16 protein-coding genes are annotated in these 12,122 nt (G+C 55.6%); 6 read left to right on the top strand and 10 right to left on the bottom strand.

Annotated features, from left to right (window positions below; genetic code table 11):
• Positions 1–28 precede the first annotated feature (28 nt).
• The 3 genes from hemP to F6R98_RS17750 all read right to left on the bottom strand — a co-directional run bounded on the left by hemP (position 29) and on the right by F6R98_RS17750 (position 2,787).
• Entirely contained in the window at positions 29–217 is a 189-nt protein-coding gene (hemP, locus tag F6R98_RS17760) for a hemin uptake protein HemP (protein WP_153250208.1), read from the bottom strand.
• 408 nt (positions 218–625) lie between these two features.
• The gene (eutC, locus tag F6R98_RS17755) at positions 626–1,402 is read right to left on the bottom strand and encodes an ethanolamine ammonia-lyase subunit EutC (RefSeq protein ID WP_153250207.1); all 777 of its coding nucleotides are present in this window, start codon (positions 1,400–1,402) and stop codon (positions 626–628) included.
• Complete coding sequence (locus F6R98_RS17750) at positions 1,399–2,787, bottom strand: ethanolamine ammonia-lyase subunit EutB (RefSeq protein WP_153250206.1); 1,389 nt, start codon at positions 2,785–2,787, stop codon at positions 1,399–1,401. The genes eutC and F6R98_RS17750 overlap by 4 nt, the downstream gene beginning before the upstream one ends.
• A gap of 346 nt (positions 2,788–3,133) precedes the next feature.
• Here F6R98_RS17750 and F6R98_RS22570 point away from each other — a divergent pair, with 346 nt between their 5' ends.
• Together F6R98_RS22570 and F6R98_RS22565 are read left to right on the top strand one after the other, a co-directional pair.
• Positions 3,134–3,265: a hypothetical protein gene (locus F6R98_RS22570; RefSeq protein ID WP_265588114.1), complete on the top strand. Its 132-nt coding sequence runs from the start codon at positions 3,134–3,136 to the stop codon at positions 3,263–3,265.
• A gap of 245 nt (positions 3,266–3,510) precedes the next feature.
• Positions 3,511–3,642, top strand: a complete 132-nt coding sequence (locus tag F6R98_RS22565) for a hypothetical protein (RefSeq protein WP_265588113.1) — start codon at positions 3,511–3,513, stop codon at positions 3,640–3,642.
• A 116-nt stretch (positions 3,643–3,758) separates the two neighbouring features.
• Here the strand turns inward: F6R98_RS22565 and F6R98_RS17745 are convergent, their stop codons facing one another.
• From F6R98_RS17745 to F6R98_RS17730, 4 genes are read right to left on the bottom strand one after another with little or no spacing between them, the layout of a single operon-like run.
• Positions 3,759–4,799 (bottom strand): quinone-dependent dihydroorotate dehydrogenase, encoded by a 1,041-nt coding sequence (locus F6R98_RS17745; RefSeq protein WP_153250205.1) that lies wholly within the window; start codon positions 4,797–4,799, stop codon positions 3,759–3,761.
• Positions 4,789–5,487, bottom strand: a complete 699-nt coding sequence (locus F6R98_RS17740) for a (5-formylfuran-3-yl)methyl phosphate synthase (protein ID WP_153250204.1) — start codon at positions 5,485–5,487, stop codon at positions 4,789–4,791. The genes F6R98_RS17745 and F6R98_RS17740 overlap by 11 nt, the downstream gene beginning before the upstream one ends.
• Complete coding sequence (locus F6R98_RS17735; protein ID WP_153250203.1) at positions 5,484–6,056, bottom strand: DUF447 domain-containing protein; 573 nt, start codon at positions 6,054–6,056, stop codon at positions 5,484–5,486. Before F6R98_RS17735 ends, F6R98_RS17740 begins: the two co-directional genes overlap by 4 nt.
• On the bottom strand, positions 6,053–7,459 hold the full coding sequence (locus F6R98_RS17730) for a DUF6513 domain-containing protein (protein ID WP_153250202.1): 1,407 nt from the start codon (positions 7,457–7,459) through the stop codon (positions 6,053–6,055). The genes F6R98_RS17735 and F6R98_RS17730 overlap by 4 nt, the downstream gene beginning before the upstream one ends.
• 332 nt (positions 7,460–7,791) lie before the next feature.
• Between F6R98_RS17730 and F6R98_RS17725 the strand changes: the two genes are divergently transcribed.
• Positions 7,792–8,373: a TetR/AcrR family transcriptional regulator gene (locus F6R98_RS17725; RefSeq protein WP_153250201.1), complete on the top strand. Its 582-nt coding sequence runs from the start codon at positions 7,792–7,794 to the stop codon at positions 8,371–8,373.
• Between the two features lie 317 nt (positions 8,374–8,690).
• Here F6R98_RS17725 and F6R98_RS17720 read toward each other — a convergent pair whose 3' ends face one another.
• On the bottom strand, positions 8,691–8,999 hold the full coding sequence (locus tag F6R98_RS17720; RefSeq protein WP_153250200.1) for a tetratricopeptide repeat protein: 309 nt from the start codon (positions 8,997–8,999) through the stop codon (positions 8,691–8,693).
• A 311-nt stretch (positions 9,000–9,310) separates the two neighbouring features.
• Here F6R98_RS17720 and F6R98_RS17715 point away from each other — a divergent pair, with 311 nt between their 5' ends.
• The 3 genes from F6R98_RS17715 to F6R98_RS22560 all read left to right on the top strand — a co-directional run bounded on the left by F6R98_RS17715 (position 9,311) and on the right by F6R98_RS22560 (position 10,787).
• Positions 9,311–9,880, top strand: a complete 570-nt coding sequence (locus tag F6R98_RS17715) for a Uma2 family endonuclease (RefSeq protein WP_153250199.1) — start codon at positions 9,311–9,313, stop codon at positions 9,878–9,880.
• A gap of 9 nt (positions 9,881–9,889) precedes the next feature.
• A complete protein-coding gene (locus F6R98_RS17710) occupies positions 9,890–10,471 on the top strand; it encodes a GNAT family N-acetyltransferase (protein WP_153250198.1) in 582 nt (193 codons plus the stop codon).
• 193 nt (positions 10,472–10,664) lie between these two features.
• Positions 10,665–10,787, top strand: a complete 123-nt coding sequence (locus F6R98_RS22560; RefSeq protein WP_265588112.1) for a hypothetical protein — start codon at positions 10,665–10,667, stop codon at positions 10,785–10,787.
• A gap of 68 nt (positions 10,788–10,855) precedes the next feature.
• Here the strand turns inward: F6R98_RS22560 and F6R98_RS23015 are convergent, their stop codons facing one another.
• Both F6R98_RS23015 and F6R98_RS17700 read right to left on the bottom strand, forming a co-directional pair.
• Complete coding sequence (locus F6R98_RS23015; RefSeq protein WP_228124941.1) at positions 10,856–11,137, bottom strand: transposase; 282 nt, start codon at positions 11,135–11,137, stop codon at positions 10,856–10,858.
• 178 nt (positions 11,138–11,315) lie between these two features.
• Positions 11,316–12,041, bottom strand: a complete 726-nt coding sequence (locus F6R98_RS17700) for a hypothetical protein (RefSeq protein WP_153250197.1) — start codon at positions 12,039–12,041, stop codon at positions 11,316–11,318.
• Between the last annotated feature and the right edge of the window lie 81 nt (positions 12,042–12,122).

Genomic DNA, 12,122 nt, shown 5'->3' with positions numbered 1-12,122 from the left:
GCTACTCGTTTTTCACCGGGCGATGGGGCTATTTAGTCAAAATGAGCTTGTCGTTACTGGTTACCCGCAAGCGATATTCCTTGCCGTGATGCTCAATGATGATTTCGTGTGCCGCGCCAAATAACTCACTGCTTTTCAGTCGTCGAGGCAGTACGGATACTTCGCACGGAGGATGAGTCTGATTGGACTCGGGGGAAAGCGATGCGTATTTGTTCATGGATACAAACGATAATGATTATCGTTTAATATGTCAAGAGGCTTTCTGTTTCTTGACTCTGGGGATTGGCTGTGAATCAATGAAAGCGCTCTAAATGAAACGCTGAACAAAGCATTTCCGTTCATGGTTCGACAAGATAACTACCAAATAAAACAACAGCTTGCTTTTCGTTCCGGGCCTGTCGAAGGAAGAAAACGGTTACCGTGCAAATCGCGAAGCGAATGCCTGATCCCCTCTCCCGCCGAGGCGAAGGCGGAATTTTGCGAAGCATGCTTCGCACCGCCGTAGCCGGACTGCGCTGCAGTGCAGTCCGTGGGCGCGGAGCGGGTTGGGTGAGGGAAATCGATCATGGCGCAAGCGTTTGCATGCTCGGGGGCGACGCTTGCGCCATGATCGGTTGGTACCGTTTTATTGATTGCTGATCATTGTGGCCAACCCTTTTTCCAGCGCCCATTCCCCAGGCATATCGTCCTTCAACGCAACACCCGACAGACGGCGCTGGAAGGCTTGTTCGCCCAGGTACAGCAGCTTGGTTGCTGCGTTCCTGCAGCTCAGCCCTTCCGGTTGGCGGACGTTGGAAATGCAGTTGCGCTCCGCGTCGGTGTTGGCCGGGTTTGGGTTGTACGTCATGTAAATCCCCAAACTGTCCGCCGCGCTGAGGCCGGGGCGTTCGCCGACGACGATGATCGATAGTTTTGCATTCAGCAGCGCGCCTATCTCGTCGGACAAAGCGACGCGCGCATTTTCTACCAGGAAAACCGGGGCGAGGGCATAACCCCGCTTGAGGAAGGCGGTCGTGATGGTTTGCAGCAGCATCAGGCCATGCGCGTCCATGGCGGTCGAAGACAGGCCGTTGCTGAAAGTCAGCGCAATGTCGGTTGTTGCGCATGCTTGTGCCAATAGGCGTTCGCGCGCTGCCGGAGCTAGTATGCGTCCCAAATCCGGACGTTTCAGGTATTGCGCGCGGTCGATAACCTGGGTTTCCAGCGTGAGCGTATTCACGCCCAGCGTTGCCGCTTCCCGTGCGAATGCCTTGATATCCCACGGCAAATGCACGGCATCGCGCGCCGCCGCGTGCGCAAGCTGAAAATCCAGTTGCGCGGCGGTCGTCTGCGCATGACCGGAGCGGCCTTGCGCGATTCTGGCCTGGGTGAATTGCCGTAATTTGTGCCAGGGATCGTTCATGCGGCGCTCCCCGGAAAACTGTCGAACTGTTGCAGCAACGGCGTGGTCAGTCTGGCGTCGGCCAGCGCATTGCGTTCGTTGAATATGCCCATGCGTTGCAGCCAGACTTCGAACTCCGGCGCGGGGCGCAGCCCCAGCGCCTCGCGCAGGTACAGCGCGTCGTGGAACGAGGTGCTCTGATAGGCCAGCATTACGTCGTCGGCGCCCGGTATGCCCATCACGAAGGTGCATCCGGCGACGCCGAGCAGGGTCAGCAGGTTGTCCATGTCGTTTTGATCGGCTTCGGCGTGGTTGGTGTAGCAGACGTCGCAGCCCATCGGCAGGCCCAACAGTTTGCCGCAGAAATGATCCTCGAGTCCGGCGCGGATGATCTGTTTGCCGTCGTAAAGATATTCCGGGCCGATAAAGCCGACCACGGTATTGACCAGCAGCGGCGAAAACGCGCGCGCTACCGCGTAAGCGCGCGCCTCGCAGGTTTGCGCGTCGACGCCGTGATGGGCGTTGGCGGACAGCGCGCTGCCCTGGCCGGTTTCGAAATACATCACGTTGTCGCCGAGTGTGCCGCGCCCCAGCTCCAGCGCCATCGCCCGGGCTTCGCACAGCAGCGCCAGATCGATGCCGAAGCTGCGATTGGCCGCCTCGGTGCCGGCAATGGATTGAAACACCAGGTCCAAAGGCGAGCCGCGCCGCATCAGTTCCATGCTGGTGGTGACATGCGACAGCACGCAGGATTGGGTAGGAATTTCATGGCACCGGATGATTTCGTCGAGCAGACAGAGCAGGTTATGCACGTTGTCGAGATTATCGGTGGCGGGGTTGATGCCGATCACCGCGTCGCCGCTGCCATACATTAATCCGTCCAGCGTGCTGGCGGCGATGCCGCGCACGTCGTCGGTGGGATGGTTGGGTTGCAGGCGCGTGGAAAGGCGTCCTGGCAAGCCTATGGTATTGCGGAAGCGAGTGATAACGCGGCAGCGGCGAGCGACTGCAATCAAATCCTGATTACGCATCAGCTTGCAGACCGCCGCGGCCATTTCCGGCATCAGTCCTTTGGTCAGCGGTGACAAATCCCCTGTTTCGCTTAACAGCCGGTCGCGCAAACCGCCCACCGTCAACGAGGCGAGAGGCGCAAACGCGGTTTCGTCATGCTGTTCCAGGATCAAACGCGACACTTCGTCCTGTTCCGGCGCGATCAACGGTTCTTCCAGAAACTGCCGCAACGGCACATCCGCCAATACTTGCTGCGCAAGCGCCCGCTCCAACTCCGATTTCGCCGCCAGCCCGGCCAGTTCGTCGGCGGAACGCAACGGCGACGCCTTCGCCATCAGCAAGCGCAGGTTCTTGAAGTCGAAGGTTTTGCCTCGTAGCGTGGTGCGGTATTTCATTGGCGGGAAGCGGGCCGGGCGTGAAATGGCGAATCTACCGCAGTCACATGAAGACCACAAGCTCCATCTTTATTTCTTTCCGCCATAGCCCCGCGTGTGACGCGGTTGAGAGAAACCATCCGGCGGAGGGTAAATCGCGTGTCCTGCATGGTTGCTCTCTATTTCTCACCTCCGCAAATCGCTATAACTATAGCCTTCTTATTCAATCACATATGATTTGGTGTTTTTTTATTCAAGCATCCGCTTGCATTTTTGTCTGATCTTCATTATAAAAGTCACGTGCACCCGCACTGGGGCATGGAAAACATCGATTGAATGTTTATTTTTTTAATAAAGAGGAGGATCAATGAAAAAGTTAGCCCTGTCTGTAATCAGCATCGCCCTGTTGTCAGTAGCCATGATCGGTTGCGGTAACTCGCCTGATGGCGATAGCGGTCGCCTGAAGTCTCAGTCGTCGTTCTCTGTCGGCGCGCTCTAAGACTCCGACTGGAGTGGTCACCCACACAAAAACTGTATGCGGGTGGCTCCGATCTGTATAATAAACAATGCCCGTTATTTTATTGCGGGCATTGTTTTATACGTCTTGCAAATGATTAATAATCCTCTGACAGTTTTGCAGCTTGACAGAGCAGAATTAGACGGTAAGAATATGGGTGCTGAAGGGGTCAGATTTGGTCTGAACGCTCAGGGCCTGAATTATCATATTACTTAAGGTAGGTAAAAATGGGAGCCATTCTCGATTTAGTTGAAAAAATGAGAACCCCGACGGGTATCGTTGTCACTATCGTCATCATCGCAATCGGTGTATTCTTTGTTCGTTGGGTTTTCGCAGACGACAACAAAGATCAGAACTAAGGTTCTGCAGTTATTGCAAGTATAGGCAACGCGTAAGTTCGTTTCCGCTTAATCCTATACTTGCAAGCCCCGCCTCTACGCCCTGCATCTGTGCTGCCAGTGCATGAGCACCTGTTCTATAAAGACCTTATTGCACTAAAGCCGCTCGCGTACCGCGAGATGACTTCCGCTATCAAAGCAGGTCCGCGGTAAATAAAGCCTGTATAAACCTGCACCAGATTGGCTCCGGCCAGAAATTTCGCCATCGCATCTTCCGCGTTAAAAATGCCCCCGCTGGCAATGACCGGCAGTGCGCCGCTTACATGACCGGAAATTTGCGCCACAATCTGCGTGGAGCGCTCAAACAGCGGGCGCCCGCTCAATCCTCCCGTTTCGCCCGCATGCCTGGACGTTTCCACGTTGTTCCGGCTCAGTGTCGTATTCGTTGCGATGACCGCGTCTATGCCGAATCGAAGCAGGATATCCAGAGTAAACGGTAGTTGTCCGTCATCCACATCGGGCGCGAGCTTGACCGCCAGCGGAACCTGCCTGCCGGTTTCATCGGATAAACGCGCACGTTCATCCACGACGGCGGACAAAAGCACCCTCAGCGCATCGCCGCTTTGCAGTCCGCGCAAGCCCGGCGTATTCGGAGACGATACATTAAGGGCTATATAATCGGCATGCGTATAAACCTTGCGCAAGGCAATCCGGTAGTCATCCTGCGCGTTTTCCAGCGATGTCGACAGATTTTTCCCGATATTAATGCCCAACGGCCCGCGAAAACGGCGATGCGCGATATTTCCCAGCAGCCTGTCAACTCCGAGATTATTAAACCCCATGCGATTGATCAGCGCTTCGTGCTCCACCAAACGAAACAAACGCGGTTTCGGGTTGCCGGGCTGCGGCAGCGGCGTAACCGTTCCTACCTCGATAAACCCGAAGCCGAGATCGCCAAAACCGTCCACGCACTGTCCGTTTTTATCCAGACCCGCAGCGAGCCCGACCGGATTGGGGAAGGTCAATCCCATTGCTTTGACAGGCGCATCCGGCAAGCGTTGTTTCAGCGGATTGGCGGCTCCCAGGCGCGAAAGGGCCGCCAATGCGTGCAGACTGACTTCATGCGCCAGTTCCGGTTCCAGACGAAACAGCAACGGGCGTAAACATTCATAGAGCATGGGCTATACTCCTCGCGGTTATCAGGTTTCTAATTTCCAGCACCGAGTTTTCGTCAATGCGATCGGTACGCCGGCTTCCTACGCATAACGCGCCGCGAAACCCAAGGTAATCAGGGGCAAGCGGCAATAAAGCGGAAATATCGGTTTTTCGCAACGAACCGGCCAAACCGCAGAGCAGACCGCGCGCGCGCGCGGCCGATACAAAATCCTTTAAAAAGTCGAAAGAGCGACAATTCAGCAGCGAACCTTGCTGCTTATCCTGCGTATCCAGCATCACGCCGCGAAATCCTGCTGCGGCAATGGCGTCGAGCCAGGTTATTTCCGGCTGCCGGTCGCCAAACAATACCGCAATCAATCGTAGTCCGCCGGACGCGGCCGGCGCAAGCGTATCCAGGGTGGCCTGCATGTCCCCGCCCGTAAAAAAGCCGATTTTGACGAAATCGACGCCGGTAGCGGCCATTTGCAGTACCGAGGCAAGCACCGGTTCGGGCAACAGCGGCTGATCGCCTATCGTCGCGCTGACCGGACAGGCGCCGTCTATCCCTGCAACGATCTCACGTACGACTTCGATAGGCAGTGCACCCAGCGCGCCCTTTTCAGGCGCTTTCAGATCGATAATATCGACGCCGGCTGCCAGCGCGATGCGCGCCTCGGTCAATGATGTCACGCTGGCCAGCATACCGCTCATAAGCCGTCGCCTTCGGTTTTCCGCCGGCGAGAGTCTATAGGCTCCATCAGCCACTCCCATGCCTCACGTTCGCGCTCTCCCGCCGTTTTTTCAAAACCGATGCGCAGGTAGGCGAGATCGGATTCAAGCTTCTCCTTGGGCAGCCTGTCCAGCCTGCTTACCAATATCGCCAGTTCCAATACCGAAAACTGCGCGCGGTTAAAACCGGTGAACGACGCATGTGTGGCGGTATGCACCACGCGGCAGATCAAGCGCGGACGCACGGCGTTATCCTCCATACGCACCAGTTCGAGTTCCTGGTGAGACAACGCATCGCGCAAGCGCATCCCGGCTATGCGTTCGGCGGCGACCAGGGGCCAGCTTCGCCTGCCGGTTAAACATCCGGCAAACACGCGCACGTCGTCGCTATGGCTTAACACCGCGCAGCCGCTATGCGTAATATTTTCCAACGTCAGCGATGGGCGGAACGGCAAAATAATTAAAAAATCGTTTTCTACATGCACGCCCATAGGCGCAATATGGCACTGTCCATCAGTGGACAGACTGGTTACTATGGTTTCCTGTATCATTCGCTCTCATCGTGGTGTTTTTTCAGAGTGGAGCCTGCGGACTTGTAAAGATGCGGGTCGGCTTCCGCCGCCGCAGCCTTCTTTACCGCAACGCTCCACTCCAGCATTTCATCCTGGTTATAGCGTTTCCCCAGCTGCCAGGCAATCTCGGCGCGCGCCAATTCCACGCCCAGGTAGAAGGCGTGTCCGCCGTCGTTTTCGACGCCCAGCTGCGGAAATAAATCAAACGGCCCCTGCGCGCTGTGAAAGCCGTCGCGATTAAAAATGTGAAGGCCTTCCGGGGTAACCTGTATGCGATAACTCGGGTCCTTGATCTGCATCCAGATCGATTTCACTTCCTCAAGAGAGCTGGGGAACGGCGCGCGATCATGCAGGCTCATCAATTCGTCGCCGATATGTTTGGGCAGCGCGTTCAGTTCCTTGGCTGCCAGCATGATGCGCCGGGCTTTATCGGCTTCCCGGATCGCGGCGCGCGCGTGCTTGCTGACCTGGGTGGCGAGTATGCAGTCGATGTTTAATTCGGAACAGACGCCGAGCAGCATGGCGTTGATACCCAGGGTATCGGCATGAGTCAGCTCGGTCAGGTTGCCGACGCCCATCATGATTTTTACATCGGAGTGTCTGCGCCGCGTTTCATGGTAGCGCAGCAGCGACTCGGTGAAGCCGAAATGAATCGGATCGAGTATGGGGTCGGCGATAAAATCGTGTTGGCGCGTCTGCATCGCCGCTATCGCGCGGTCGAGGGAAGCGAGATCGCCGTGGCGGGCGGGTATCAGCACCGGCGTCGCGGCGACTTCGTCCGCAATCCATAAATTCTCTTCGTGCAGACTCAGCAAATAGTCGGCGCCGGCGCGGCCGCCGCGCAACAAGTCCTCGTTTTCGAACGAATCCACGCTGACCTTGAAGGTCTCGGCCTTCAGCGCGTCGATGGCCGCCTCCATATGCAGGAACGGCGTCGCCGGCAGACATCCCAGGTCGATGACATCGGCGCCGTCCTCGCGGTAATCGCGCGCCTGGCGCAGAATTCCGTCGACATCCAGACGCGGGGCGTCGGTGATTTCGGCAAAAATACGCAGATCGTAGCGGTCCAGTTTCGGTTTCTCGCGCTTGCGGCCGAAATATTCGGGCAGATCGTGCAGCTCGTCCGGCCCGCGCACGAAACGCACGCCCATTACGGATGACAACGCCTCCAGGTCTCCGCGGCAGCGTCCCGGCACCATGACCCAATCCGCGCCGAAGCTATCCTTCACCCGGCGCTGTATCATGTCGGCGGTCATCAGCGCCGCCACGGTAATGCCGAGCACATGCACCCGGTATTCGAAGCCGGGCTGAATTTCCTCCAGTACCTGGCGCAACTGTTTTTCGGCCAGCTTGCCGGTTAAAAAGAGTACGCGTTCAGCCATGTTACCCTCCCGGTCAGGTTGCAAAAAGCTGGAAAAAAACAGATGAAGACAAGCCAATCAGGAAATCAGCGCGCTTGCGAAAATTATAACAGACCCGGCAGGCCGGGCATGTATGCCTGTTCGTCGCCACGGGGTTCACTGAGTTTTATGGCGGACCGCGCTTGCGCTTATTCATCCTGCCGGCTGTTTGCGTGCCTGTCGTAGGGTGGATAAGCGTAGCGCATCCATCTGATGCAGCTAAGCGGCGGCAATAATCGAGCCGGGTAGACGGAGGCTTGGTCAGCATGAGGCGCAGCATGGTAATGGCGGATGGTTTTGTCTAGAATTGAGGCATGATTTCCAATGCGCCCACCGATTTTTCCAAGCGTCCCGCACGGGAAAAGATACTGCTTACCGCCCACGATCTGTTTTATCGCGACGGTATACGCGCCACCGGCATCGATAAAATCATCGCCGAAGCGGGTGTGACCAAGGTGACGTTTTACCGTCACTTCCCCAGCAAAAACGATTTGATCCGCGCCTTTCTGGAATATCGCCACCGGCGCTGGATGGACTGGTTCATCAATGCGCTGCAACGCCACGGCGCGCAGCCGGGTGGAGGTTTGGCGCCGCTGATTCCGGCGCTGGAGGAATGGTTTCGCAATCCGGCTTATCGCGGCTGCGCGTTTATCAACACCGTGGCCGAACTCGGCGGCACGCTGCCCGATGTCGTGGAAATCTGCCGCAGTCACAAACAGGATATGGTCGAGGTGATTGCCGGATTGCTGTCCGACAACGAATCGAGGCTGCGCATCGCGAACGCGGCGGCAATCGCGATAGACGGGGCTATCGTCAGGGCGCAGCTGGAGCCGCAGGCAGCGGATGATAAGGGATCGCTAAAAAGTCTGGCGCTGTTGTTGGCGGCTTTGGGGTAGCGTATAAAGGAAACACGCCTATGGAATCCATGCAACACGAGCCCTGGTAGACTTATGGGGATCCGGCTTTATTGAGCAAATTCCGATAAAACGCTTCCGTCCCGGGGTTAATCCAGGGGTGTCTTAGATACTGCGCCGGACTGCCCCCCACCATCGACATGATATATGGGCGCAGTTTGTTCACCTCGTCATCCATATCAAGTAAGGCATATATTAAACACAGTTGCACCGGATTTGGCAGAAAACCAGGTTGTATCTCCCAGCCCCGTTTTAACGCCGCGATCGCGCTATCATAATCTTCCTGCACCATCAAGGAATCACTGATAAATTGGCGAAGATAATGGGTTCAGCGCCAACGCTTTCTCTATCAGATAAAAGCTTTCTTCACCTTCGCCCGAGAACGATAACGCCATTGAAAGGCGTAGCTGCAGCTCGGAATTATTAGGATCCATTGCCACAGCTTTTCGGCAAAGCGGTATCGCTTCTTCGGAACGCTTGAACCACAAATAGACATAGACCCGGCCTAAAGTCGAAATGGCAAACGGATGGTTATTGTCCAGCGCCACCGCAGTTTTCGCATATCGAAAGGCTTCGTCACGCAATGCATCATCAGCGCTGGTATTCATGATTCACAGGTTCAGAGTGGTGTGTGCCGGTCAGGCGGTTTTTACATCCCTCTCTTAAGAAACACATCGTATATTATTGATTCATATGATCTGTCATACCGGTATGGATTGCCGGTATCCAGTCGACAAGGGTGTTACTCCGAAGCCATCCATGGATCTGGGTTCCTGCATTCCCCTGGGTCAAGTCCGGGGCAGGCTCAGCCGGAACGACGCATATGTGTTTCTTCGGCGCGCAAGCGGCCCGGGCCGATTAATACGCTAACGCCTCCTTCGCGCGCTATAATTCCTGAAACGACACAAGGAGCAAGCCGATGTCCGCACAGCCCGACGAATTTCCAAGCCGTTTATCCCATGACGAATACTTCGCGCTTGAACAAAGCGAAGATCAGCGCTACGAATACCATGCCGGCGAAGTCTTCGCGATGGCCGGCGGCTCGGAAAGCCATGCGTTGATCGCAATGAATAGCGGAGCCGCGCTGGTTAATGCGCTGCGCGAGAAACCGTGCCGTGTTTACGGCTCGGACATGAAGCTCTATCTGCGCGAGTTCGACCTGTTTTGCTACCCGGATATTCAGGTCTTATGCGAACAGGGCAGGCGGCATGAACAGTTTGTCGAAAATCCGCAGTTGATTGTCGAAGTCTTGTCCGACTCGACCGAATCCTACGATCGTGGCTTGAAGTTCGAGCATTACCGCAGCATTGGCTCGCTGACCTACTATCTGTTGATTGCGCAGGGTCGCAAACATGTGGAACTGTACGAGCGCGAATCAACCGAGCGCTGGATACTCACCGCTCCGCAGGATCAGGTGGTATTTTCAGGTTTGCATATCCGTCTGGATATTGAGGATATTTATCGGCAGGTGGATTTTACTGCTGCGTAAACCCATCCGATGACCGAGCTGATCGAACCGGAAACCGGGCGTCTGCGCTTGCGACTATGGACACCCTCCGACCGCGCGCCTTTCGCTGAGTTGAACGCCGACGGGCGTGTAATGAAATATTTTACCGCGCCCTTGACGCAGGCGGAAAGCGACGCGATGGCCGAACGCTGCCAGGCCCTGATAGAACAGCGCGGCTGGGGTTTCTGGGCAGCGGAACTCAAGAGTACCGGTGAATTCATCGGGTTTGTCGGCCTGCATGTACCCTCTTCCAAACTGCCGTTTTCGCCCTGCGTCGAAATAGGATGGCGTCTTGCGTTTCGGCATTGGGGGCAGGGGTTTGCGACGGAAGCGGCGCGCGCTGCTTTGATCGTGGGTTTTGACCTGCTCGGTTTGCCGGAAATCGTTTCTTTCACCGCGCTTGGCAATCTCAAGTCGCGCGCGGTAATGGAACGGCTCGGTATGGAAGAGTCGGGTACATTCGATCATCCTCATGTCGCGGAAGAAAGCGGTTTGCGCAGGCACTGTCTGTATCGTTTGTCGCGCGGAGCGTATGGAAACATGGAAATAGACGGAGCGGGTTCATTGGGCTAACAGGGTCGTTTTGGACGCGCCATTATTTTTTAATCCACAGAAGCTGTGGATAACTCTGTGTGCAACATGTTGCCGCGACCGCTATCATCGGGTTATTGCGACAGTTTTTCTACATTGTCCAAATTGAAGGCAGCGTCTTTTGGGTGGGTTGACATGATTTAACTTGTTGTAATTAAAGATATAAGTAATTTTGATGACAAAAGATCAAACACTTATCAACAGCAAAAAACCGCGCCAGGGCGCTTTTCAGGAAAAGTGGATAAGCCAAGCGGTCATGGTCATGGAGGATGAAGATGCCATCCGCGCTTGCCGGTAACGCCACCCCGGCAAGACCCCTTTAAGTGCGAACATCGCGTGTGTTTGTGGGATCAATACCAGCACTAGTCAAGGAAATATGAGCCACTCTACCCGCAACAAAATCCTCAGTTTCATTTGGGCCATCGCTGACGATTGTCTGCGCGATGTCTTTGTGCGCGGCAGGTCTTCGCGGCAGCGTTTTTCGATCTGCCGGGAGCTGAAAACAGCGCGACTATAGGCGTAGATCAGGATCGAAACAATCAAGCGCGGGTGATAGGCGGTCTGTCCTTTGACGCTGAAACCACGTTCAAGAGGTGAGGTGTCAAGCTGCTGAAAAAGATCGCTATAGAGATAGCATGTTTCTCCCAAGGGATCGGCTATAATGGACGCTTGCGTAAAATAATGGGTGTCCTGAACGCGCCGCTCAGCTTTCTCTCTGTCCGAGTAAGGTTCGATTGCGTCTTCACCAGTTGCGAGAACGTATGGTTTGTCTCTAAATTGTGATTAGAACAAGGTATATTTGCATCGCAAGTTCGCCGTTCGCCGCTTACCATAGAGAAAACTCCGTCGTGAAATCCGTCGAGTTAAGCGCGCTGCATGGGTCCGGATCGGTTTTACAATCACTATCCGGCATAGCCGACAGTTGCCCATGATCGTCGATCTCGAGCGCCAGCGGAACGGGCGGGTCCGAGTCCTTCGAGTACCAGAGGCTAACCTGAAAGCGGATCGAATCGAATTGGGTATTGTCTGCGTAAAAAATCATGTCGCGCGAGACTTTTTCTCCGGGGTTCAACGATGACGGACTGCTGGGCAGCGTCGTGGCGCCTTCGAAGAGCTTGCCTTGCCGAAGTATGACTTCGTGTTGCTGGCTATCATCGTAATACCGCGCCGCGTTGACACTGCTGGAGCGGGTAAGGTCCTGGTCGAATTTCTCATTGACCTCGGCCCCTGCTGAGAACCGGGTTTTGATGCCGACGATGTTATAGGTAAAACCGAGGACGCGTACGCCGGTCTGGCCGACATTGTGCCGCGTTACGGTTGAGCGCAGCGCTATCAGGCTCCCTTTCTGGCCTGCCTTTTCGAGAGTGCTGGTGACTGAAATAGTCGGCGGTTCCAGGCTGGGTGCGATCTTGGCTTGATAGACAAAAGTGTAAACTCCCCACGCGCCCGCCATGACAATAGCCAGCGTTTGCACGATGTTGTTAAGCGCTTCGACGCTGAAGTTTCTGCGGACGGTCTGTTCCGGCTGGTTTTTTTCGTGCGGGATCGGCATGCCGGGATATCCTGTTGTTTTCTGTTATTGGAAAGGGCTGCGGTCTAGAACTTCGTCTCGTTCGTGTTGAGCCTGGAGAAC

The organism is Candidatus Methylospira mobilis (assembly GCF_009498235.1).
Classification (GTDB): Bacteria; Pseudomonadota; Gammaproteobacteria; order Methylococcales; family Methylococcaceae; genus Methylospira; species Methylospira mobilis.
This window is presented reverse-complemented; position numbering and strand designations above follow the sequence as displayed.